The following is a 21,950-nucleotide window of genomic DNA, read 5'->3' as shown; positions in this document are numbered from 1 at the left end:
TTTATGCCTGGCTTCCCGGCGCTGTGGAGATGGAGAAATGCTTGTCCAGCCGCATGAGGGTCAGCAGTTGGTGGATGTCCTTGTTCACGCCGGTAAGCGTTAACGCTCCACCAAGTTTGGCCAGGGAGTTGTGTGTGGCCACCAGCAGTCCGATGCCCATGGAGTCCAGGCTCTCCACCCTGCTGAAGTCGAGGTGCAAATGCCGCGCGCCCTGCTGGATGCGTTCGCGGAAGGTCTCGCGCAGTGCAGGAACGTTCTGCGCCGACACGCGTGATTCTAGTGTCATGTGGACCATGGCGTCCTGCTGCATCTCCATGTTCTCCTTTGCGGGCACGCGCTTTGTGATGGTGAGTATGTTGCCCGGATCGTTGTACGCAAAGCTGTCAGCGTATTTGCGGATGATGATGAGCCCGCGCCCAGATTCAGTGGCCGGATCCGGCGGGGTTGTGGGCATGTTGCGCCAATCCCAGCCCTGGCCCTGGTCGCGTACCTGAAGCACAAGCGCTCCGGCATCAAGGCGGAGCGAGGCGCTGACCGTCTTGGAAATGTCGCCCTTGGAACCATGCTGCACAGCATTGACCAGGGCCTCCCTGGCCAGCAGCTCCATGTCGAAGGACAAGACGCAGAGGTTCCTTTCCGCCAGAAATCCATGGATCCCGGCGATAAAAAGTTCAATATTCTCTGCACAAGCAGGAAAATCGTAATCAATGCCGTTCTGGCCCTGGATCATGCCCGGCTGCGCCTTGGTCATACATCCACCCCGAGAAGCACCACATCGTCCGATGGCCTCAAATCCCCGGACAAGTCGCGCACCATGTTCACGACTGCAGCGGGCAGGGGAATAATGGCGTTATGCAGGCAGGAGTCCAGAAGGCTTGTGCGAAAAGCCTCGCTGGTGACGTAAAGGCCGATGTTTTCCGCCAGTCCATCGGTGTACATGTAAAAGCGGTCGCCCTCGGCCATGGAGCCTTCAAGCACAGAGTATTCAACAGACTCGAACATGCCCAGCGGCAAGCCGGAAATGTCGAGACAGCGTGCCTGGCCGTTCAGGTGGGCCGCCACCGGAGGGTGCCCGCCAGAGGCCAGTTGATAAGTGCCCTGAAGCCGGTCAAGACAGAGACAGGCAGCAGTAAGATAGACTTCTTCCGTCGTGACGGCGCAGAGGATTCTGTTCATGCCCGACAAAATATCCGCAGGAGATTTTCCCTGCGCAGCGTGCTGCCGGAACAAGGCCTTGAGAGAAGAGGTGATGAATGACGCTCCAAGGTCGTGCCCGCTCACATCGGCAAGAAAGTAGGCAGTCTGTCCACCGGCGAAGGAAAGCACATCGTAGAAGTCGCCACCAGCCTCAAGCACGGGGAGGAAATGCACGGCGAACTTGGCCTCAGGCAGCGACTCAGGTCGGGTCAGCAGGGACATCTGGGCGGCACGAACCTGCCCCAGGCGGCTTGCCTGGGCATCAATGATGGCCCCCTGGCGCAGCTGGAAATTCATATGCGATCGAACTCTGGCGACAACTTCCGCCGCCACGAAGGGCTTGGTGATGTAGTCCACTGCGCCGAGGTCCAGCCCGGCAAGCTTGTTGGACATCTCTCCCAGGCAGGTAATGAACATCACAGGGATGTGGGCGGTGTCTGGATCAGCCTTGAGCTTCTTGCAGGTTTCAAAACCGGTCTCGCCGGGCATCATCACATCAAGCAGCACCATATCGGGCCGCTGGATGCGAGCCTTTTCAAGGCCTTCAGGCCCGCTGGAAGCGCTCTCAATAGCATAGCCGGCGCTTCCCAAAACGCCTTTGAGCACCATGATATTCAAAGGCTCGTCATCGACAACAAGAATTCTGCCGGGAATATCTACTTCAGGCATGACCACGCACACAAACCTGCTGGGGGTTCACAACGAAAAGCCAATCCCTGTTTACAGGGCAGAAGTTTAGTACCCTGCGCCCTGGCAGGGCGCAAGTCAAAACGGTGCTGTCCCGATACGTCGACAAAGCGGATAGTTACGGTTTGCGGCAGGCAATCACCGCACCAACAGTCACCGGTGAGCTTTTAAAGGGTGTGCGAAAGCACAGACGCACATCGATAAAACCGGCACTCTCAAGCATATCCAGGAAGACCCTTCCCGGCAAAGCGCCATCCTGTCACCTGGCCCATGCGGCTGCCGACACCAGCGCACCTGGCTGCGGCAACGGACAGGCAGGTGCTGTATCGGCCTCAAGAATCTGGTCCGCCAGTTGTACACGGCCACCGGGTTTAAGAATCCGGAAGGCCTCTGCCAAGGCACGCGGTTTATCCCGCACCAGATTGTACACACCGTTGGAAATGAGCAGGTCAAAGCTGGAGTCCTGATACGGCAAGCGTTCAGCGCTTCCGCGCTGCAGGCTGACGTTTTGAGCGCCGCACAAGCCAGCGTTGTCCGCAGCACGGGCCAGCATGTCCGGCGAATACTCAAGGCCCTCCACACGCCCATCCAGCCCCACGAAAGTCGCTGCCGCAAGGGCGTCCACCCCGGCTCCACACCCAACGTCAAGCACGGCCTCCCCTTTTAAGGGCAGACTTGGCGCAAAAGGATTTCCAACGCCGCAGTAGCACTCAGCAACGCGGTCAGGAAGAGACGAGATGAACTCATGGGGATAGCCGAGCAACCGCAACCCTTCGCGCCCAGTAGGATAGTCGAAGAGACCCTGTGGACTGATTGCAGCCTTGCGGAATCGTGTGAGGAGTTCGTTTTCGATGTCGCCCTGCGGAATGTGAAAGCGATCAATCTGCATGTGCTGTCCTCCAACATTTCGAAGAAACCGTAACACAAGCAGTGAGATGGAGCAAGATTATGCCGCATTCAGCGAACTGATGCGCGCTATTGAAGCAATCTCTACACGACCATTAGGTAATGCCGAAATACCTCATCACACAGAAGGCCAGAGCCGCCACAAGGCCGGATGCCGGAATGGTGATGATCCAGGCGACCACCATGCTCCCGGCCACACCCCAGCGCACGGCGGAAAGGCGCTTGCTCGCACCGACGCCCAAGACCGAGGTGGAGATGATATGGGTGGTGCTAATAGGGGCGCCAAAATGACTGGCGCCGCTGATGACCAGGGCCGCTGCGGTTTCAGCCGCGCATCCATGGATGGGCTCGAGCTTGAAAATTTTGTGTCCCATGGTCTTCACGATCTTCCAGCCGCCGGTGGCGGTGCCGAGCCCCATTGCCAGAGCGCAGGTAATCTTGACCCAGAGTGGAATGTGGATCTCTGGTATCTGGTGAGACAAAAACAAGGCCAGGGTAATGATGCCCATGGTCTTCTGCGCGTCGTTCTGACCGTGACTGGTAGCCATGAAGGCTGAGGATACGATTTGTAGTTTACGGAAAAGACTGTTGACTTTTTTCGGCTTGGACTTGTGTGACAGCCAAGACAAGAGGACCATGATGAAATAGCCGCCAACAAACCCGGCCAGGGGAGAAATCAAAAGCGGGATGACTACCTTGTAAAAAATGGAGACGAAGTTGAGTCCATTGAATCCGCTATAGGCCACGGTAGCGCCCATGAGCCCGCCAATGAGGGCGTGCGAGGAGGAGGAGGGCAACCCCATGTACCAAGTGAGCAGATTCCATAAAATTGCGCCGCAGAGCGCCGCAAGGACAAGAGCCTGGCAACCTGCGACCACCTCGGCGTTGACGATGCCGCTGCCAATGGTCTTGGCTACCTGTTCGCCCATAAAGGCGCCCACAAAATTCAGGGAGGCGGCCATGATCACCGCGGCCTTGGGTGAAAGCACCTTGGTGGAGACAATCGTGGCGATGGCGTTGGCGGAGTCGTGTGCTCCGTTCGTATAGTCGAAGAACAAAGCCAGGGCCACGATGGCCACAAGCATCATGGAAACATCAGGCATTTTTGAGCACCACGCCTTCAATAATGTCGGCCAACCGCTCGGCCTGGTTCACAGCCTGCTCAATGCGATCGTAGATGTGCGTCCATTTGACGATCTCCATTACGGAGTCGAACCCTGTGAGTTTGATGTCGTACACCTCGCCCAAGGCCACAAGCAGAAGCATTTCGCACTCATACTTGAGCGACTTCACTTTTTTGGCGTTCTCCTCAACGGGTTTTCGCTCACGCAAGCGGTCCAGCATGCGGCCGCCCTCTTCCACCATGAAGGATATGTTCTTGACCAGTTTCTTGGCCGGGAACTTCACAACATGGAAATCATAGAGCCCGATGCGGGTAGAGATGGCCTTGATGAGGTTGAGAAGATCTTCCTGGGCGATATTGATATTGTGAATATCTTCGCGGTCGATGGGTGTGATGAACGTCGTGGAAAGTTGCTGGGCTATGCGCCGGGATATGCCGTTGCCAGCTTCCTCGATGAGGTTGATAGACTTGCACTTGTTCTCAACGTTCTCAAACTCTTGAAAGATCGAGTTCAGAGCGGTGACTGCCTCGTTCAGTTTCTCATACTGCTCCTGGAACAGGTCGAAAAACTGAACCTCCTTGGGAAAGAAGCTGAAGCCCATAGGCTCTCCTTGTGACAGTCCGTGCTTAATATTTCGATAGGCCCTCAAAAGGAGCCCTTCGCTCCAGGCCAGGAACTATATCTTGTGCAAACCAGTCTGCCAAGACAAATTCGGACTCCGCATCCGATAGCCTGAACCTGCGCCTTGACACCAATGGGCGAAGTGCGCAGAACAAAGCATGTTTACCATTTAGACGTATCGTATGGGAGCTTTGCCCTTGTTGCGCCTAGAAAGAATACTTGCCCTGACAATAGAAAAGAAAAAAGCCGACCCTTTCGGAATCGGCTTTTGTGTCTTACGTGGTGGGTCACCAAGGAATCGAACCTTGAACCTCCGGATTAAGAGTCCGCTGCTCTACCAATTGAGCTAGTGACCCACGTTTGCGTCGGCGTCGTTGTCGTCGTCAGCGCGAAAAGGGGTCTACGTGGACAGGCATCCTTTGTCAACACGAAAAAATGCATCGAGCAAAAAAAATGTCGCACAAATCTCTTGGGACCCTCTTTTGCCTACTCCTTCTGACCCTGTACACATGGACTCCGGCCGAGGCCTCATATCGCCACGAAGGCTTGCCCCTGGCCACTTCCTGGGCTGCATTCAGCCTGGGCGACAAGGCCCGCAACGAGTCCGGCCAGGAGGCGCGTCACCTGGCGGTGTTGTTCTTGGAAACCGATGTGGGCTGGTACACCTACGCCAACAACCCTGGCGGTTTCGCCAAACCCACCAAGCTAACCGTCACACAGGGCTTAACGCCGCTCAGCGTACTTTACCCCGCCGGCACACCCAAGACGGATCTTCTGGACCCAAGCTCCCTGGTGAACACATACGCCGGAAAAACCCCATTGTTCGTGCTCCTGCCCGACCTGAGGCAAACCAAAGGGAAAGATGCGTCAAGCCTAGCGGCAAAGCTTGAGTTGCTGCTCTGCACCAAAGACAAGTGCCTGCCCGCAAGCCTGGATCTGACTTTCGCCCTGCCCAAGGGCAATCTGCCTGACGCCCGGATCCAGCCCTGGTGGCCGACTTTCCTTGCAGCAGTGAAAACGACTAATCCCACAAGACAACCCGATAGTATTCCTTCGGGATCGGTCGCGGCCCTTGCAGAGCTGGCCCAAAAGTCTGAAACCGTCCCCTCCCTGGCTGACGCCCCCCCCCAGGATGCAGGCGACTGGTCAAATCTCAGGCCCCGCTACTTCCAGCCAGAGCTTGAGGTTGAAGGCTTGGTGAAGGCCGTGCTGCTTGGCATGCTCGCTGGATTTATTCTCAACTTCATGCCCTGCGTGCTCCCTGTCATCAGCATCAAGCTTTCGGCCCTCATGGCTGGCAGCAGCAACGCTGACGCAGGCCAGCGCTCGGCCAAATTCCGCGAGCACAACCTCTACTTCGCACTGGGCATCCTGCTGTACTTCTTTGCCTTGAGCGCCGTGCTAGGCGTCACAGGCTTGGCCTGGGGGCAGATATTTCAGCAACCTGCCATCGTCATGGGACTCACAGCCCTGATCTTCGCCCTCTCCCTGAGCTTGTTCGGAGTGTTCAGCCTGCCCATCGTGGACCTCAAGTTCGACCAGATGACCACGCACCCAAAACTGCAAGCCTTGTTCACCGGCCTCTTGGCCACACTTTTAGCCACGCCGTGCAGCGGTCCTTTTCTGGGCGGAGTGCTGGGCTGGACGCTTCTGCAGCCTCCCTGGGTCATCAGTTCCGTGCTGGTGGCCATCGGCGTGGGTATGGCTCTGCCCTACCTCGTCATGGTGCTGTTCCCCGGAATGGCCCGCATGTTCCCCAAGCCCGGCGCCTGGACAGGACATCTTGAGAAGGCCGTGGGCCTGCTGCTCATGGGCACCTGCATCTACCTGCTGGGAATCCTGCCCGACGCCCGGATCATCCCGGCCCTTATCCTGTTGTGGTTCACCGCCGTTGGCGCTTGGATATGGGGTACAGCCGGACCAGGGTTCGACTCCGCCAAGATTGTTCTGCTGAAGCTCCTGGCCGCCCTCCTGCTGGGCGTCGGCCTCTGGCTGGGACTCCGGCCCGCCGAATTGGTGACCCAGATGGACGCCTATTCCGAAACATCTCTGCGTTCCGCACTCGGAAAGGAGACAGTGGTGGTGGACTTCACGGCAGACTGGTGCCCGTCGTGCAAGGTGCTGGAGCAGACAACCTTGACGCCCGCCCGTCTTGGGGACATGAAGGCCCGCTACGGCTTGCGGCTTATGCGGGCCGACCTGACGGAGAAGAATCCCCAAGCTGAGGCCCTTTTGCACGCCCTAGGCAGCAAAAGCATCCCGGTCCTGGCCATTTTTCCAAAAAACGCTCCGGAAAGCCCCCTCGTGCTGCGCGACCTGTTCACGCCAACGCAGCTTGAAGAGGCTCTGCAACACACAGCGCGCCCCTAGGAGTCACACATGCTGTCCTTCACCTTCCGCCTGCCCACTAGCCTCATCTTCGGGCCTGGCCGCCTGAACGAACTTGAAAGCACGCCGCTGTTGCCCAAAGGCAACAAGGCCCTCATCGTCATCGGAGCCAGCGGCAACATCCTGCGCCAGGGCTACCTGGCCCGCGTGCAGGGACTGCTTGGAGCGCGCGGAATCCAGACAGTGGTCTTCGACGGCGTGCGCGCAAACCCGCGAACGGAAGACATTGACGCCGCAGCGGCCCAGGCCCGCAGCATGGGCGTAGAATTTATCGTAGCCCTCGGCGGCGGCAGCGTCATCGATTCCGCCAAGGCCATCAGCCTGGCCGCCACCAAGGAAGCCCCCTTCTGGAGCGCCTTTGCCGCGCAGTCCTATGAGGGCGTCAACGCGCTGCCCTTGGTGGCAATCCCCACCACTGCGGGCACTGGAAGCGAAGGCAACGGCGCAGCGCTCATCTGTGGTGAACCAGGCAAGCGCGGCTTCATCCACCCGTCCTTCTTTCCCACCCTGGCCATTGTGGACCCGGAGCTGACAGCCTCCATGCCGGCGCGCCTCACTGCCGTCACGGGCATGGACGCCTTCTTCCATGCCGTCGAGTGCTTCCTGTCCCTTGGCCGCCAACCCATGAGCGACATGCTTTGCCTGGAGGCCGCGCATCTGGTGACGCGCTTCCTGCCCCAGGCGGTGGAACAGGGTGACGACATCAACGCGCGCACGGCGCTGGCCTGGGCCAGCAGCGCGGCAGGCATGGCGCTGGCCCTGTCCTCTCCCATCTCCCAGCACGCGCTGGAGTATTCCTTCAGCGGCTCCGGTCGCGGATCAGAACACGGGGCCGGACTGGTGATGCTCTCGCGCCCATACTTCACGCGGCTCATCGAACTTGCGCAAGCGCAAGGCGATGAGGACACCCTGGACCGGCTGTTGAACCTGTCCGTGGCCATGGGCTTTGGCGCGGATGAGGACGATGAGGCGCACCCGTTCCTCATGGGCTTGCAGGCCTTGCTTGAAGCCACAGGCCTGGACGGGCTGCGCGCAGAGGACATGGGCTTTTCGGCGGACGAGATTCCGGCCTATGTGGCGGCGGCCATGCAGCACAAGGGCGCGCGCAACTTCACAAACACGCCGGTGTCAATGGGCGAGGCCGATGTGCAGGCCATTTTCGAAGGAGTGTTCAAGCGTTAGGCGAGAGAATATCCGGCACGCTGGCGTCAAGTCATGTCCGCGTGCCGGAGGCGAGTCTTATTCGAAATCCGCACCCCAGGCACGAACAAGGGCTGGCAACCGGTCGAACCCCTCCGCTCTAATCCAACGCACGCCCGGCTCCTTGGCGAACCAGGTGAGTTGACGCTTGGCATAGGACCGGGTGTTGCGATACCAAAGCTCACAGGCTGCGTCCAAATCAGCCTCGCCCAGAATATGCGCCAGAAGCTCGGCGCAGCCGATGCCCGAGAAGCCCGGAGCCTCGCGATCAGGCGTATGCTCCCAGGCGCGGCGCACCTCGTCCAGAGCCCCGCGCTCCAACATCAGCCCGATGCGCTTGCGCAAACGCGGCTCAAGCTCGCCCAAGGTGGTGGAAACGCCCACCTTGCACAGGTTCACGTCGGTGTGCCCGCGCTTCTGTTCAAGAAACCAGAAGGACAAGGTCTTGCCCGTGCCCAGAAACACCTCCAGAGCCCTGGAGATGCGCTGGGTGTCGTTTGGATGCAGACGGGCAGCGGTCTCCGGGTCGGCCTGGGCAAGATCCTCATGAAGGACGTTCGGTCCCTCGCGCGCCATGCGCTCCAGCACCCACTGCCGCACATCAGGGTCGATAGGTGGGATGTCGGCTAAGCCGAACTCAAGAGCCTTGACGTAAAGCCCAGTGCCGCCAACCAGCACAGGCACCCGCCCGGCCTCCTGGGCCTGGACGATCTCAACCCGCGCCAATTCCGCAAAACGCGCCGCGCTCATGACCTCTGCCGTGGGCACAAAGCCATACAGCCTGTGCGGACACTGGTCCTGCTCGTGGGCCTCCGGCTGCGCCGTGACGATGGGGAAATCCGCGTAGATCTGCCGTGAGTCATAGTTGATGACCGTCACAGGCATGCTCGCGGCCAAAACCAGGGCGGCCTCGGTCTTGCCGGAGCCAGTTGGGCCAAGAATGCAAACGGCGCGTAAGCTGCCCATGCTCTTCCCGCTACTTTTCGCCCTTAAGGGTCTCATACTTTTCGGCCAGCTTGGCCAGCACAGGATCGGACACCAAGCCTTTAACGTTCCCGCCGTGCAGCGCCACCTCCTTAACTATGGTGGAGCTCAGATACATCCATTTGTAGTCGGTCATAAGGAACACGGTCTGCACCTCGCGTGAAAGCCTGCGGTTCATCAGCGCCATCTGGAACTCGTACTCGAAGTCTGAAACGGCCCGCAGGCCGCGCAAAATGGACCCTGCCCCGCGCTTCTGCACATAGTCGATGAGCAGGCCGTCAAAGGACTCGACCACGATGTTTGGCTCGTCGGCAAAGGTTTCCCGCGCCATCTGCACGCGTTCCTCAAGGGTGAAGCAGGTCTTCTTGGGCGTGCTTTGAGCTATTGCCAGCACCACGGTATCAAACACGCGCAAGCCCCTGTAGATGAGGCTGGTGTGCCCCCGGGTCAGGGGGTCGAAGGTTCCGGGGTAGACGGCAAGTCTGGGATTGAATTCTGCCACAGCAGTATCCTCGTTTGACCGTAGAGCCTGTCGGTCTGCGGGATGAGTTGGGCCGGAATGCGGCCCGTGAAGTCACACCTGGCCTCGACCTCGGCCAACACAAGGCCGCCATCGGCTATCCAGCCGCCGCGCACGGCCTTTTCCATGGCCGGGGCCAAAAGATCAAGGCCATACGGGGGGTCCACGAACACAAGGTCAAAGGGCGCCTGCGCGGGCCGTGCAAGGGCTTTCAAGAGATCCACACTCATGACTCGATAGCGGTGCGGAGCAACCTTCAAGTCAGCCAGTGAACTCTTTATAGCCGAAACCGCGCGCGGATTCTTGTCCATGAGCCAAGCCTCGGCGGCGCCGCGGCTCAGGGCCTCCATGGCCAGCGAACCGCTGCCCGCGAAGAGGTCCAGCACGCGCGCGCCTTCCCAACACAGACCCCGGGCCTCCAGCATGGAAAACACCGCCTGACGAACTTTGGCAGTGGCCGGGCGATACCCCGGCCCCTCCACCGTGCGGATGCTCCGTCCGCCATATTCTCCTGCTATTATTCTCATTTACAACTCAGAGATGAGTTCCACCATCTTGCGGTTCAAGTCAAGGAAGCGCTCGCGGATTTCTGTCTGCTCCACCCAGGGCTTAGTCTTGGCCAGCTCCATACGCTTCTGAAACTCCCCATATAGGGACTTGGAATCGGAAAGAAGGAAGTCCCAGTCGATGCGCGGTGCGGCCTTGGCCTCGTCAACCAACGGCACCATGACCTTGCCGGGCTCAAGGGTCAGCTCTTCAAGGTAGGTGGGCACGTGGACTTCCAAGCCCAGCTTATCATGTACAAGGCCGGACAAGGTGCTCAGCGCCTTCACTTCGCCGTGAATGAGGACGACCTTTGTGTTCGTGCCGTCAAAGCTCTTGAGCCATTCTAGTATCTCCGCCTGGCCGGCGTGGGCCGAAAAGCCGCCGATGGTGAAGACCTTGGCCGCAACAGAAACCTCTTCGCCGAAGATGCTGATGTGCTTGGCTCCATCAACGATCTTGCGGCCAGGCGTGCCTTCGCTCTGGTAGCCGCAAAACACGATGCTCGCGCCCTTGCGCCAGAGATTGTGGCGCAGGTGGTGGCGGATGCGGCCTGCGTTGGCCATTCCGCTTGCGGAGATGATGATGGCCGAGCCGGACATGGTGTTCAGCGCGCGGGATTCCTCGGCCGACTGGCTGAAGCGCAGGTTGGGCATGGACAAGGGGTCTTTGCCCTGCTTGAGCAGCGCCTTTGTTGCGTCATCGAAATATTCTGGATGCTTTCGAAATATCTCCGTGGCCTGAATGGCTAACGGACTATCCAAATAGATGGGCATGTCATTGGGCAGCTTGCCCTGCTGGTCCAGCAGGAACAGCGTGTAGAGGATCTGCTGGGTGCGCTCCACGGCAAAAGCCGGAATGATAACCTTCTCGCTGTTCTTATAACTGTACGCAATGGCCGCCGCCAACTCGTCGCGGCTGGATTCCGCGCTCTTGTGGTCGCGGTCGCCGTATGTGGATTCCATGAACAGATAGTCGGCACGGCCGCCATGACTGGGGTCTGGCAGGATGAGCTGATCAGGTCGGCCAAGGTCGCCTGAGAAAATAATTTTTGTGGTCTTTCCGTCTTCAACATACTCGACCTCAATGAAGGCCGAGCCGAGGATATGTCCCGCATTGCGGTAGGTGACGCGAATGCCTGGAGCTGGCTCAAAGGGCTTGTCGTACTCAATCGACACAATATGCGGAAAGGTGGCCAGGGCATCCCCGGTGGTGTACAGGGGCCGCTCCATCATGGAATCCCGGCGCTCAACAGGCGGATAGGACGCAGCAAGAGCCTTGCTTCTGCGCTCGCCAGATGGCGGCGGCGTTGGTGCCTTGCCGCGGCGCAGACCGCGGCGCTGGCGCTGTTCGGCCTCCATTTCCTGAATGTGGGCGCTGTCCAGCAGCAGGATCTTCATCAGGTCCATGGTGGGGGGGGTTGCGTAGATCTTGCCTTTGAAGCCGCTGGCCACAACTCGGGGCAGCAGGCCGATGTGGTCGATATGCGCGTGGGTAACAAGGACGAAATCCAGGTCTGCGGGCTTGTAGTTGTCCATGTTGAGATTGCGCTTCTCAATCTCCTTGTTGCCCTGGTGCATGCCGCAATCGACGCTGAAACGATGACCGCCGGTTTCGAGGATATAGCAGGAGCCGGTGACGGCCTGCGCGGCTCCGAGGAAATTGATCTTCATATAACCCCCGCGTTGAAGCGTTTGGTGTGCTGCGTCCTGGGCAAACTTGCCCACGCCCGTCCCAGTCAGGGCTCTTCCGCTTACTCCAGATTCCATGTATGTTGAAAGCCCACGGCAATTGCGCATGTTAGCCAAAGAAAGCGCAGGGCCGCAACCACTATTCAGGAGCCCACGAGGAGCAAATGCCCAATTCCAAGCAGTATCTCATCGACGATTTGTCCATGCAGGAATCCTGGCGGCTGTTCAAGATCCTCTCCGAGATCGTGGACGGATTCGAAACCTTGAGCGACATCGGTCCGGCGGTCTCCGTGTTCGGCTCCGCCCGCGTGAAGCCAGGACAGCCATGGTACGAAAGAACCGTGGACCTTTCGCGCCAACTGGCCGAGGCAGGCTTCACGGTCATCACCGGCGGCGGACCCGGCCTCATGGAGGCAGGGAACAAAGGCGCCTTCGAGGCCGGAGGAAGGTCCGTAGGTCTGCACATCCACCTGCCGCTGGAACAGGTGAACAACCTATATTTGAGCACGCGCTGCGATTTCCGCTACTTCTTCGTGCGCAAGCTCATGTTCATCAAGTACGCCATGGCCTACATCGCCCTGCCCGGCGGCTTCGGCACCCTGGACGAGCTCTCCGAAGCCCTGGTGCTCATCCAGACCAAACGCATCAAGGCTTTCCCCATCGTGCTTCTTGGCACAGAATTCTGGGGCGGCCTGGTTGACTGGTTCCGCGAGCGGTTGGTGGCCGACGGTTACTGCCACGCCAAGGACATGGACCTGTTCCTGGTGACGGACTCCAGCGAGGAGGCTGTGGCTCACATACGGCGCCATGTGGTGCTTTAGGCCAAACCAGTGATGCCCATCTCCCGGCAACGCCTCGCGTACATCTTCGGCCTGGCCACGGTGCTCATCTGGAGCACTGTGGCCTCGGCCTTCAAAATAGCCCTCAAGGATCTGGATCACCTTCAGCTCCTGCTGGTCGCTGATGTCATCTCCATAGCCACCCTGCTGACAATCCTGACGGTTCAGGGAAAGCTTGGTCTTTTCAAGAGCCTCACGTTGCGTGACCTGTTGCGAAACTGCGCCCTGGGCGCCCTGAACCCGTTCCTGTACTACATGGTGCTGTTCAAGGCATACTCCCTGCTTCCGGCGCAGGTCGCCCAGCCCCTCAACTACACCTGGGCCATCACCCTGTCGCTGTTGTCTGTGCCGCTCTTGGGTCAAAAGCTCGCTCGGCGCGACCTCGTGGCAATCTGCATCAGCTACCTAGGCGTCGTGACACTTTCCACGCAAGGCAATCTGACCGGGCTTGATTTCGGCAGCCCGATCGGAGTTAGCCTAGCCCTTGGCAGCACACTCATCTGGGCGCTGTACTGGATAGGCAACACAAAAAACAGCACCGACCCGGTGCTGGCTCTGCTGCTGAATTTCGCGGCAGCTTTTCCGCTTATCCTTGGAACCACATTAGCAGTTTCCGGGCTGCCCGCCTGGGACAACCCCGGCCTGCCCGCTGCGGCCTATGTGGGCGTGTTCGAGATGGGCGTCAGCTTCGTGCTCTGGCTCATGGCCATGCGGCTGACGGATTCCACCGCTCGCATCGGCAACCTGATCTTCCTTTCGCCCTTCCTGTCCCTGGTGCTCATCCACTTCATTCTGGGCGAAATAATTCACGCAACCACCTATGCCGGGTTGGTGCTTATTCTGGCGGGCAACCTGCTGGGCCAGCGCCGGACCTAAAACTTCCCGCGTCCGCTCAGGAACGTGCCCAGCACCTTGAGGTGAGCGCGCTCTTCCTCAGCAAGCAGCGACAGGGTGCGACGCAAGTCGGCGTCATCAGCCAGCGCCGACCGCCTCATGTACAGGTCGAGAGCCTGGGCTTCAATGGCCATGGCCAGTTCAAGGGCCTCGCCAGGGTCCGACGGCTCGGCCATATGTCCAAGATAGTCCTCAGAAGCGATGCCACCCTCAAGGGTTCCGGGGCTTATGGACGCCTTGGCCCGGGCCTCAAAGGCCTGCTTGTCCGCCCCACCCTGCCCAGCGTCGGCGAGACGCGCCCATACTTCTGCGAGTGTGCGGCGATGGCGCTCCTCAAACCCTGCAAAGCGCCGGAACAGAGCCCGCACGTCCTCGTCCGCAGCACGACGGGCCAACGCGATGTAAAATTCCTCCAGGGCCAACTCCATGCCCCATGCGCGCTCCAGCAGCCCCGTAGGGGTGTCGGCCTCTGCCAACGACTGAATGCCAAGATCAGCTGAGCCTTGGGCCTGCGCGCCTTCCCAGGCCAGGATGCCTCCCTTGAGGCTCATGAGCTCGCGGAACCCCTGCCCGGCCAGCAAGTTGGCCGCCGCCAAACTGCGCATGCCTGAACGGCAATACGCAAGTATTGGGAGATGCTTGTCAAGTTCACCCAGCCGTTCGGAGAGTTCAGGCAAAGGAATGTGCCGGGCCCCAGGCAGGTGCCCTTCCGCGTATTCAAAGTCCTGGCGCACGTCGAGCAATGTCCGAGCGCCCAGGCGAACCTCATCGAGAAACTTGCCAGCTTGTTTGGGTTCTATCTGATGCACGTATGCGAACATGGCACACTCCTTTCACAAACACGTACAGGCAAAGCAAAAGTGCGGCAAGAGCGCAGAGTGATTCTCAGACGTGATTGCGCAGCTTAAGCTCGGCTGGATGCGGGTGCAGGTACCATTGCCCTGCCAGGTAGGCCTCTCCGAACTTCCTCACGTAATGGTTGAGCAAAGTCACTGGAACTATGAGCGGCAACAGTTCGCGGGCGTAGGCGTCCAATACCTCAATGAGCTCACGCTTTTCATCAGGGCTCAGGTTCCGCTTGAAGTACCCCATTGCGTGAGACAGAACGTTGACCTGTTTCTTCACCGTGGCCACCAGCCGCAAGGCTTCCATGAGGCTGGCCAGATAGGCGCTTTGCAACTCGCCAGGGGTCATCTTTGCTCCCTCGGCCACCAACTTTCCCAGGCTGCGGTAGTGCACAACGCTATGCGCCATGACGAGCAGCTTGTGCCGGGTGTGGAACTCCACCAACCGCCCAAGGCTGAAGCCACGAGCCAATAACTGATGCCAGCGCTGCATGACGAACACGCTCTCTATGAAGTTCTCACGCAAGGCCGGATCGTTGAGCCGCCCCTCGTCCTCAACGGGCAGCAAAGGCAGGGCGTTCATGAGCCTTGCGGCGAAAAGCCCGCGTCCCTTGAGCACAGGCGCTCCCCCGGCCTCCGGATAAACTTTTACCCGGCTCATGCCGCTGGAAGGCGAGCCATATTTGAACACGAAGCCGCACAGGCCAGCCTCGACAAGCTGCCCCACCCGTTCCGACGCCCAGACGTCCATATGGGGAGTCAGGTCCAGCCTGGTCTTGACGGTGACGAGACGCGGGGCTTCCGGCTCACCCACCAGGCGCATGGCCTCTCGCGGAACCGTAAGCCCGCATTCGACCTCTGGGCACACGGGCACAAACTCCACATGCTGCCCCAGGACGTCACGCAGATACCGGTCCAGCTTGTGGCCGCCATCGTAGCGCACGTTCTCGCCCAGCAGGCAGCGGCTGATGCCTATCTTGGGTTTGCCGCCTTGTGGTGCTTCAACCATGCGTCCTCCCGTTGTTACAGCAAGCCCTGGTCCCAGTTGAACACGCTGGTGCGTGGCGCGCTTTCCAAGAATCTCGGCCAAGGCTCCAGCAGGCTGGCGTATATGGCGTAGCCAGCCTGCTCCAGTTCACGGCGGTGCGAAGAAAGATCCAGCTCCCAGCCTGGGTAGATCCAGTGATTGCCGCCATGCTTGCGCACCCAGGCCACCTCGCCGCGAGGGCTCAGGATGGGCTCCTCGGTGCGGACTTCTTCGGCCAGAATGCGGGTAAGGCCCAGCGGCCAGAAACCGCCCACCACAATCCCCAAAGGCACAGGACTGGTGCGCGGCAGGGACAAGAGCTCCGCGCCGGAAAGCTCCGGGCTCACGAAGACGCTCTCCATGCCGAGGCTGGCGTACTGGGCCGCGGTCTGGGCGTTGGCCAGATTGCAGAAGGGGCCGCCAATGAGCCGCAGTCCTTCGCGGTCCTCAAAGAGTCCGGTCTGCCAGGGCGCGTTCAACACGAAGATGCGTGCGCCGCGTTCGCGAGCCTCGACCAGAAGATTGCGGTAACGCTCCTCCTCATTGGGCCAGATAACCGGCGGCAACCACCACCAGATGCGTCCGGTGACCGGGCGGGGCACATCCAACAAGGCGGAACGCTCCAGCCAAATGCCGGTCTCCGCCGCCTTGCCGCCACGAGCTGAACCGCGTGGCAGGGCCCGGAACACATGCAGCTCCGTGCGCTTGCCCGGCTGGGGGGAATTGAAAACCTTGGGTCTGAAGCTCGAGGCTTCCTTCTCAGGAGGCTCGGGCCGCAAGGCCAGTTCCTTCTCCATGCCAGCCAAAAGCTGCATCAGCTCGGGCTCGCGCCGGTCGATGAGGAACACCGAGGCCTTGGACGGAGGCGCTGCGCCACGATGCGGTCCTGTGGGGGCAGGAAGGTCAAGCCGACCTCCTTTGGGGATACGGCGGCGCAGGGGAAATGTCTGGTGCCAGGCGTCGTCCTCACAGCCCAGGCGCAGGAGGTCGCCGGGCAGCAGGTCTTCGCGCGGCTGAATGAAAGTCTTTGTCCCCTCGCGCTTCACTTGCCCGATCAACAGGCCAGAGGCCGTTTCCTGGCCGGGCTTCACAGGCGGGTATGGCCGCTGCGGCAGAAACACACCGTGGGTGCTGGGACGGCCCAGAGCCTGCTCCAAAAGCGACACAGCGGTTTTGCGCGCCGTGGGGTCGCCGGAGGAGTCGCGCAGCAGGCGGTAGGCCGAAACAACATAATAGACATAATGCGGGCCTTTCTTGCGGCCCTCAATTTTCCAAGAGGTCACTTGAGGCACGTCCAGCAAAGGCTTTGTGAGCACGTCCAGGCTCAAATCCTGGCACGAGAACAGCCCCTCGGGCTTGCCTTTGGTGCCGCCTTGCCTGTACAAGCGGCGGCAGGGCTGCACGCACCGGCCTCGCAGGCCGCTTTTGCCGCCAAAGAAGCTGCTCCACCAGCAGCGGCCTGACACGCAATGGCACAAGGCCCCGTGGACGAATATCTCAAGGCCAAGCCCTGGCGGACAGGCCCCGGCCATGAGCTTCACCTCGTCCAGGTCCAGCTCGCGCGGGAGCACCACGCGGCTGGCGCCGAGATCTTGGGCAACCTTAAGCGCAGCGGGATGAGTGGCGTTGGCCAGGGTGGAAACGTGCAGATCGCCCTCAAACCCGGCCTGACGGGCCAAGGGCATGAGCCCCAGATCCTGCACAATAAGAGCATCAGGCTTGACCGTGCGCGCCAGGCGCTCCAGCAGGCCTCCTGCGGCCCGCGCATCTTCCGGCTTGAGCAGCACGTTCATTGCCACATGCACGCGCACGTTGCGTTCGTGAGCATAATCGGTGAGGGCGGAAAGCTCGCCCAGGCCGAAATTCTTCGCCTGCATGCGCGCGGAAAAGTGCTTGAGGCCCAGGTATACTGCGTCTGCGCCAGCGGCCACAGCGGCCAGAAAGCTCGCACGGTCGCCAGCAGGGGCCATGATTTCTGGTATATGTCTATCCATTCGGGGAAAACGCCTTTGGGTGAGAGTGCTTAAGTCCGGCCATGGCTGGCAGGACGAAGGAAGTGGGATCGTGGTCAGAAATTGCCGTGAAGTCAAGGTGCGCGAGGTGCGCTTCCTGGGAGCCTGGGACGAGCCAAGCGATTTCGTGGAACTCACTCTGGATAATCCGGGCTGGGACGGCTACCGTCCTGGCCAGTTCGCCATGCTCCGGCCCAAGCACTGGGGGCTTGAGCTGTCCTGGGGGCGCCCCTTCTCCATCTCCCGCTCGGATGCGGACAGCGTGACCTTCTTTTTCCAGGTAGTAGGACGCGGCACGGCGCGCCTGGCGCGACTCGCCCCCGGCGACGAGGTCATCATCTGGGGACCTCTGGGCAACGGCTTCAGCGTGGCCGATCAGACTCCGACCCTGCTGCTGGCTGGCGGCATGGGCATCGCGCCCTTCCGGGGCTACATAGAGAAGCACCCCACGCCGGAGTTCTTGCGCATCGTCTTCGCCCACCGCGCCAGCATCGATTCGTATCCCTACCAGCTGATGAAAGACATGGTTCGCGCAGAATCAATTCACGAAACGTCCCCTGATGATCTGCCAATGATCATTGAACGCATCGAGAATGAAGTTCGCGGTGCCCAGGGAGGCATTGTGCTGGCCTGCGGCCCCCTGCCCTTCCTCAAGACCATCCAGCAAGCGGCACGGCTGCATCAAATTCGCGCAGAGCTGTCCCTTGAGCGCACCATGGCCTGCGGCGTTGGCGCATGCCTAGGCTGCGTCTGCAAGGACGGCCACGACAAGCATGTGCAGGTCTGCGCGCGCGGCCCTGTGTTCAAGGCCGACGACGTGCACATTTAGGAAGGAGAGAGTATGGACCTGCGCGTTGAATTTGCCGGACTGGTGCTGAAGAACCCAATCATCACAGCCTCGGGAACATTCGGCTTCGGCCTTGAATTCATGAATTTCGGCGACTTGAAGCGCCTGGGAGGCATCGTTGTCAAGGGGCTGTCCCTGAAACCGCGGGAAGGTAATCCCATGCCGCGCATAGTGGAGACGCCCTGCGGCATGCTCAACGCCATCGGGATTCAGAATCCCGGCGTGGAGGCCTTTGTCCGTGACAAGCTGCCTTTACTGCCCTGGAGGGAAACAGCCATCATAGCGAACCTCTATGCCTGTTCGGCCGAGGAGTTCGGCGACCTCACCGGCGTGCTCGCTGGCGAGGAAGGTGTGGCAGCCCTAGAGGTCAACGTGAGCTGCCCCAACGTTCAGAGCGGCGGCGCAGCCTTTGGACAGGATCCCACCCAGATCCGAAAAGTCACGGAAGAAGTCAAAAAACGTGCGGCTGGCAAGCCGGTCATCGTGAAGCTCTCGCCCAACGTGACTGACATCGGCCTGTGCGCGCGGGCCGCCCAAGAGGGAGGCGCCGACGCCGTGTCGCTCATCAACACACTTCTTGGCATGGCCGTGGACATACGCTCACGCAAGCCCAGACTGGCCAACGTAGTTGGCGGACTCTCTGGCCCGGCCATCAAGCCTGTTGCCCTTCGTTGCGTGCACCAAGCCTGCCGGGCCGTGACCATTCCCGTCATCGGCATCGGCGGCATCGGCACTGCGGAAGACGCCCTTGAGTTCATTCTGGTGGGCGCTTCTGCCGTGCAGGTGGGCACCGCCAATTTCCTCAGGCCCGACCAAGCGTTTCGCATTGTGGACGATCTTCCGCGGGCCATGCTCAAGGCGCGTTGCAGCAACTTTGCAGAACTGCGAGGCTCACTCGACTTGTCATAGCTGCCGCAGACAAATAATCCGCGGCGGAATTACAGATTTCGCTTGCCAGGCATGATGATTCGTATTAATTGGCTGTCCTCGCGGAGAGGTGTCCGAGTTGGCCTAAGGAGCACGCCTGGAAAGTGTGTGTACCCTAACGGGTACCGGAGGTTCGAATCCTCTCCTCTCCGCCATATTTCCCCCGGGGAAGCCGGACGGCGAGTTCGCCGTGAACCCCGCCAGGCCCGAAAGGGAGCAACGGTAGCGGTCCGAACCCGGGTGTCCGGTTTCCCTCGAAGAAGGGCGCAGCAATGCGCCCTTCTTTTTTTGCGTCAATCAACAAAAGTGTTCGGAATTACGCATTTACTTTCACCGAATGAACTGCTAATTGATTCCGTCTTTGCAAAATCAAACAGTCAAAGCAGCACATTGCAAGCTTTTACAGATGCAATCCCATTCAATTATATACGAGGTGCACCAGATGCGAGCGAAATGGAATTTCCACCACTTGACGGCCAGCCTGCGGGCCTTGGCGTTGCTGATGTTGTTGCCCACAGCCTCTCATGCGGGCGGCTTTGCCTTGGGTGAGTTTGGTGCTCGCGCCAACGGCATGGGCGGCGCCATAATCGCCCTGGCCGATGACGCCTCCGCTGTGGCCTACAACCCTGCAGGCATGACACAGCTCCAGGGTACAAGAGTGATGTTTGGAGCGACTGCCATCGCACCCATGGCCGATGTGCGGACCGGATCTGGTGCCTCAACAACGACGCAGACCAACATCTATACACCTCCTCACGCCTATCTTGTGCACCAAATCAACGATAAAGCTTGGTTTGGACTCGGCATATACACGCGATTTGGACTGGGTACACAATACAACGTAAACTGGGCTGGCGCGAAGAACATCTACAGAGCGGAGCTGAGTTCCTACTCAATAGCACCGAATCTTGCGTTAAAGCTCACGGACAAACTTTCTTTCTCCTTTGGCCCCGAAATTTTGTACAGCTCAGCAGATCTCCGCAAGTCCACTGCCGCAGGCGGCACCTCAGATGTTCGCATGATTGTATCAGGCATAAGTTATGGTGCCCAAGCTGGACTGCGCTATGAATTCAACGACCAGTGGAGCGCAGGTTTCGTCTACCACACTTCGCAGCAGGCATCAGACACCGGTCATGCACACTACACGCCCTCTCCTGGTTTTTCGCGTGCTCCAGAAGCCTTGACGATTTCCCTTACGCTACCAGCTTCTTATAGCCTCGGCATTGCCTTCAAGCCGAATGAAAACTGGAAAATCGAAGCAGATGCCATTTTCACGCAGTGGCAGGACTACAACAAAATGAAGTATTCCTTCGAGTACAGCGGAACCACTATTTCCCCCAAGAACTGGCGGAACGTATGGCGCTTCCAGCTTGGAACCGAATACATGGCCACAGATTGGTTGGCCCTTCGTGCTGGTTTTGTGTGGGACCAAGACCCCATCCGCAAAGGTTACGAGGACTTGATGCTGCCAAGCAACGACCGTAAGATTTACAGCACAGGCATTGGCATTATCAGCGACAAGTTCACTTACGACTTCTCGCTCATGTACCTGACCAACAACGATAGGACCATGGACAAAAATACAAACATTGCCGCTACGGAGATCACAAACAGCAAAGCCTACATGGCGGGATTCTCCCTGGGGTACAAATTCTAGCCCTTCACATCGTGCATTCGCCTTAAGAGCCCGGTTCACGCCGGGCTTTTTCTTTTCCTCTGCATGCCCCTACCCTGCCAAGTATGCCCCCGTAATTTTGAACTCTGGCTAGTCTGATTTTCTACATTCATGACTCTTCCGAATTCCTCTGGGTCCTAGCCAAAAAGTGAGTTATGGGTCAGGGCAGTGTCGTAATCCTGCCGTATGGCTCCAAAGATGTCCCTGGCCACACACAGGAAGCGTAACACGAGGCGCTCTGGCATTCCTCATGTCAGCTCTTCATGGTCCTGCCTGGCCGGATGACTGACATCAAAGGTCTCACGTCGCACCAACAGATAGACCCGTGGCCCACCAAAGCGCCTTCGTTCCTTATTCTCACGCAGACGCTTTCAGATATCCTCCGCGGTCAGGCAGAGCGCGTCGCAAACCCTTGCTGTGGAATTCGATCAACAGGCAAGCCTACCGTTAGGTGTAGCGATACGCCTCAATGATCTGGTGCGCGCCTGGCTTTGAAGGTGTAGCTCAGTCAATTTCGGCCAGCGCCTCCTCCCCCCTGTGTTGTACGCCAAGTCGGCAAGAAGGCCCTCGAGGCAACTGCTCTCTTCCTCTGTCCGCCGCAACCTCCTGTGCTCGTGCACCTCAAGGCCCCTAACCATTCTGCGACACTTGTAAAACGTAGTTCCCAAATGCCAACTGAGCAACGTAACTCCGTCACCGGGGGACCAGCCTCCATCGGCTTCGAAAGCCGAAACGCTGTTCGACGCTGCCCTTTCTATTCCTCATGCTCGTGGTATCCTACGCCGGAGTCACAAACGTATACCGTGGATACTAAATGGAGAAAGGTAAGGTGCACACGTCACAACGACCAAAGGCCTTGAACACGTTATGAGTTCAAGGCCTTTTCATCAAACGAGAAATGGCCCGGATTTTCATCCGGGCCATTTTGAAATTAAGTCTTGGCGGCGACCTACTTTCCCACGATTAGAACCGCAGTATCATCGGCGATGGCGGGCTTAACTTCCGAGTTCGGAATGGGATCGG

The 21,950-nt window shown here is 59.3% G+C and carries 19 protein-coding genes, 2 tRNA genes, 1 rRNA gene and 1 other RNA gene; 9 read left to right on the top strand and 14 right to left on the bottom strand.

Going from position 1 to position 21,950, the window contains the following annotated elements:
* Nucleotide 1: 1 nt before the first annotated feature.
* The 6 genes from Q8O35_RS12335 to Q8O35_RS12310 form a co-directional block, all read right to left on the bottom strand.
* Nucleotides 2-751, bottom strand: coding sequence for an ATP-binding protein (locus Q8O35_RS12335; protein WP_305573737.1), 750 nt, complete (start codon nucleotides 749-751; stop codon nucleotides 2-4).
* Nucleotides 748-1,866, bottom strand: coding sequence for a PP2C family protein-serine/threonine phosphatase (locus tag Q8O35_RS12330; protein ID WP_305573735.1), 1,119 nt, complete (start codon nucleotides 1,864-1,866; stop codon nucleotides 748-750). Before Q8O35_RS12330 ends, Q8O35_RS12335 begins: the two co-directional genes overlap by 4 nt.
* A gap of 277 nt (nucleotides 1,867-2,143) precedes the next feature.
* Nucleotides 2,144-2,773, bottom strand: a complete 630-nt coding sequence (locus Q8O35_RS12325) for a methyltransferase domain-containing protein (RefSeq protein WP_305573733.1) — start codon at nucleotides 2,771-2,773, stop codon at nucleotides 2,144-2,146.
* 112 nt (nucleotides 2,774-2,885) lie between these two features.
* Complete coding sequence (locus Q8O35_RS12320) at nucleotides 2,886-3,893, bottom strand: inorganic phosphate transporter (protein WP_305573731.1); 1,008 nt, start codon at nucleotides 3,891-3,893, stop codon at nucleotides 2,886-2,888.
* Nucleotides 3,886-4,515, bottom strand: a complete 630-nt coding sequence (locus Q8O35_RS12315; RefSeq protein WP_305573729.1) for a DUF47 domain-containing protein — start codon at nucleotides 4,513-4,515, stop codon at nucleotides 3,886-3,888. Before Q8O35_RS12315 ends, Q8O35_RS12320 begins: the two co-directional genes overlap by 8 nt.
* Before the next feature lie 300 nt (nucleotides 4,516-4,815).
* Nucleotides 4,816-4,891, bottom strand: a tRNA-Lys gene (locus Q8O35_RS12310).
* Nucleotides 4,892-4,988: 97 nt separating this feature from the next.
* On the opposite strand from Q8O35_RS12310, the gene Q8O35_RS12305 reads away from it, so the two are divergent.
* On the top strand, nucleotides 4,989-6,905 hold the full coding sequence (locus Q8O35_RS12305; protein ID WP_305573727.1) for a protein-disulfide reductase DsbD: 1,917 nt from the start codon (nucleotides 4,989-4,991) through the stop codon (nucleotides 6,903-6,905).
* 9 nt (nucleotides 6,906-6,914) lie between these two features.
* A complete protein-coding gene (locus tag Q8O35_RS12300; RefSeq protein WP_305573725.1) occupies nucleotides 6,915-8,105 on the top strand; it encodes an iron-containing alcohol dehydrogenase in 1,191 nt (396 codons plus the stop codon).
* Between the two features lie 57 nt (nucleotides 8,106-8,162).
* Here Q8O35_RS12300 and miaA read toward each other — a convergent pair whose 3' ends face one another.
* The 4 genes from miaA to Q8O35_RS12280 are packed head-to-tail and all read right to left on the bottom strand — an operon-like array spanning nucleotide 8,163 to nucleotide 11,843.
* Nucleotides 8,163-9,089 (bottom strand): tRNA (adenosine(37)-N6)-dimethylallyltransferase MiaA, encoded by a 927-nt coding sequence (gene miaA / locus Q8O35_RS12295; protein ID WP_305573722.1) that lies wholly within the window; start codon nucleotides 9,087-9,089, stop codon nucleotides 8,163-8,165.
* A 10-nt stretch (nucleotides 9,090-9,099) separates the two neighbouring features.
* A complete protein-coding gene (coaD, locus tag Q8O35_RS12290; protein WP_305573720.1) occupies nucleotides 9,100-9,609 on the bottom strand; it encodes a pantetheine-phosphate adenylyltransferase in 510 nt (169 codons plus the stop codon).
* On the bottom strand, nucleotides 9,555-10,154 hold the full coding sequence (gene rsmD / locus Q8O35_RS12285; protein WP_305573718.1) for a 16S rRNA (guanine(966)-N(2))-methyltransferase RsmD: 600 nt from the start codon (nucleotides 10,152-10,154) through the stop codon (nucleotides 9,555-9,557). The genes coaD and rsmD overlap by 55 nt, the downstream gene beginning before the upstream one ends.
* Complete coding sequence (locus Q8O35_RS12280) at nucleotides 10,155-11,843, bottom strand: MBL fold metallo-hydrolase RNA specificity domain-containing protein (RefSeq protein ID WP_305573716.1); 1,689 nt, start codon at nucleotides 11,841-11,843, stop codon at nucleotides 10,155-10,157. It abuts the gene before it with no gap.
* Between the two features lie 182 nt (nucleotides 11,844-12,025).
* Here Q8O35_RS12280 and Q8O35_RS12275 point away from each other — a divergent pair, with 182 nt between their 5' ends.
* Nucleotides 12,026-12,682, top strand: coding sequence for a TIGR00730 family Rossman fold protein (locus tag Q8O35_RS12275; RefSeq protein ID WP_305573714.1), 657 nt, complete (start codon nucleotides 12,026-12,028; stop codon nucleotides 12,680-12,682).
* A gap of 18 nt (nucleotides 12,683-12,700) precedes the next feature.
* Nucleotides 12,701-13,576, top strand: a complete 876-nt coding sequence (locus Q8O35_RS12270; RefSeq protein ID WP_371133130.1) for a DMT family transporter — start codon at nucleotides 12,701-12,703, stop codon at nucleotides 13,574-13,576.
* On the opposite strand, the gene Q8O35_RS12265 is transcribed toward Q8O35_RS12270, so the two are convergent.
* The 3 genes from Q8O35_RS12265 to Q8O35_RS12255 all read right to left on the bottom strand — a co-directional run bounded on the left by Q8O35_RS12265 (nucleotide 13,573) and on the right by Q8O35_RS12255 (nucleotide 17,460).
* Entirely contained in the window at nucleotides 13,573-14,415 is an 843-nt protein-coding gene (locus Q8O35_RS12265; RefSeq protein ID WP_305573710.1) for a rhodanese-like domain-containing protein, read from the bottom strand. The genes Q8O35_RS12270 and Q8O35_RS12265 overlap by 4 nt on opposite strands.
* A 64-nt stretch (nucleotides 14,416-14,479) precedes the next feature.
* The gene (locus Q8O35_RS12260; protein ID WP_305573708.1) at nucleotides 14,480-15,448 is read right to left on the bottom strand and encodes a DUF523 and DUF1722 domain-containing protein; all 969 of its coding nucleotides are present in this window, start codon (nucleotides 15,446-15,448) and stop codon (nucleotides 14,480-14,482) included.
* A 14-nt stretch (nucleotides 15,449-15,462) separates the two neighbouring features.
* Nucleotides 15,463-17,460 (bottom strand): peptidase U32 family protein, encoded by a 1,998-nt coding sequence (locus tag Q8O35_RS12255; RefSeq protein WP_305573706.1) that lies wholly within the window; start codon nucleotides 17,458-17,460, stop codon nucleotides 15,463-15,465.
* 70 nt (nucleotides 17,461-17,530) lie between these two features.
* On the opposite strand from Q8O35_RS12255, the gene Q8O35_RS12250 reads away from it, so the two are divergent.
* The 5 genes from Q8O35_RS12250 (at nucleotide 17,531) to Q8O35_RS12230 (ending at nucleotide 20,909) form a co-directional block, all read left to right on the top strand.
* Nucleotides 17,531-18,307 (top strand): dihydroorotate dehydrogenase electron transfer subunit, encoded by a 777-nt coding sequence (locus Q8O35_RS12250; RefSeq protein WP_371133129.1) that lies wholly within the window; start codon nucleotides 17,531-17,533, stop codon nucleotides 18,305-18,307.
* Nucleotides 18,308-18,319: 12 nt separating this feature from the next.
* The gene (locus tag Q8O35_RS12245; protein WP_305573704.1) at nucleotides 18,320-19,234 is read left to right on the top strand and encodes a dihydroorotate dehydrogenase; all 915 of its coding nucleotides are present in this window, start codon (nucleotides 18,320-18,322) and stop codon (nucleotides 19,232-19,234) included.
* Between the two features lie 82 nt (nucleotides 19,235-19,316).
* Nucleotides 19,317-19,407, top strand: a tRNA-Ser gene (locus Q8O35_RS12240).
* An 8-nt stretch (nucleotides 19,408-19,415) separates the two neighbouring features.
* An RNA gene (gene ffs / locus Q8O35_RS12235) (signal recognition particle sRNA small type) lies at nucleotides 19,416-19,512 on the top strand.
* A gap of 182 nt (nucleotides 19,513-19,694) precedes the next feature.
* Nucleotides 19,695-20,909: an OmpP1/FadL family transporter gene (locus Q8O35_RS12230; protein ID WP_305573702.1), complete on the top strand. Its 1,215-nt coding sequence runs from the start codon at nucleotides 19,695-19,697 to the stop codon at nucleotides 20,907-20,909.
* Nucleotides 20,910-21,863: 954 nt separating this feature from the next.
* On the opposite strand, the gene rrf is transcribed toward Q8O35_RS12230, so the two are convergent.
* Nucleotides 21,864-21,950, bottom strand: a 5S ribosomal RNA gene (rrf, locus tag Q8O35_RS12225); the annotation flags it as partial.

This window comes from Humidesulfovibrio sp., assembly GCF_030689645.1.
In the GTDB taxonomy this organism is placed as follows: Bacteria; Desulfobacterota; Desulfovibrionia; order Desulfovibrionales; family Desulfovibrionaceae; genus Humidesulfovibrio.
This window is presented reverse-complemented; position numbering and strand designations above follow the sequence as displayed.

Coding starts and splice junctions, on each gene's coding strand:
- Q8O35_RS12265 (WP_305573710.1), bottom strand. CDS start 14,415: ATGTTCGCATACGTGCATCAGATAGAACCCAAACAAGCTGGCAAGTTT.
- rsmD (WP_305573718.1), bottom strand. CDS start 10,154: ATGAGAATAATAGCAGGAGAATATGGCGGACGGAGCATCCGCACGGTG.
- Q8O35_RS12330 (WP_305573735.1), bottom strand. CDS start 1,866: ATGCCTGAAGTAGATATTCCCGGCAGAATTCTTGTTGTCGATGACGAG.
- miaA (WP_305573722.1), bottom strand. CDS start 9,089: ATGGGCAGCTTACGCGCCGTTTGCATTCTTGGCCCAACTGGCTCCGGC.
- Q8O35_RS12275 (WP_305573714.1), top strand. CDS start 12,026: ATGCCCAATTCCAAGCAGTATCTCATCGACGATTTGTCCATGCAGGAA.
- Q8O35_RS12245 (WP_305573704.1), top strand. CDS start 18,320: ATGGACCTGCGCGTTGAATTTGCCGGACTGGTGCTGAAGAACCCAATC.
- Q8O35_RS12325 (WP_305573733.1), bottom strand. CDS start 2,773: ATGCAGATTGATCGCTTTCACATTCCGCAGGGCGACATCGAAAACGAA.
- Q8O35_RS12260 (WP_305573708.1), bottom strand. CDS start 15,448: ATGGTTGAAGCACCACAAGGCGGCAAACCCAAGATAGGCATCAGCCGC.
- Q8O35_RS12280 (WP_305573716.1), bottom strand. CDS start 11,843: ATGAAGATCAATTTCCTCGGAGCCGCGCAGGCCGTCACCGGCTCCTGC.
- Q8O35_RS12255 (WP_305573706.1), bottom strand. CDS start 17,460: ATGGATAGACATATACCAGAAATCATGGCCCCTGCTGGCGACCGTGCG.
- Q8O35_RS12315 (WP_305573729.1), bottom strand. CDS start 4,515: ATGGGCTTCAGCTTCTTTCCCAAGGAGGTTCAGTTTTTCGACCTGTTC.
- Q8O35_RS12335 (WP_305573737.1), bottom strand. CDS start 751: ATGACCAAGGCGCAGCCGGGCATGATCCAGGGCCAGAACGGCATTGAT.
- Q8O35_RS12320 (WP_305573731.1), bottom strand. CDS start 3,893: ATGCCTGATGTTTCCATGATGCTTGTGGCCATCGTGGCCCTGGCTTTG.
- Q8O35_RS12305 (WP_305573727.1), top strand. CDS start 4,989: ATGTCGCACAAATCTCTTGGGACCCTCTTTTGCCTACTCCTTCTGACC.
- Q8O35_RS12230 (WP_305573702.1), top strand. CDS start 19,695: ATGCGAGCGAAATGGAATTTCCACCACTTGACGGCCAGCCTGCGGGCC.
- Q8O35_RS12300 (WP_305573725.1), top strand. CDS start 6,915: ATGCTGTCCTTCACCTTCCGCCTGCCCACTAGCCTCATCTTCGGGCCT.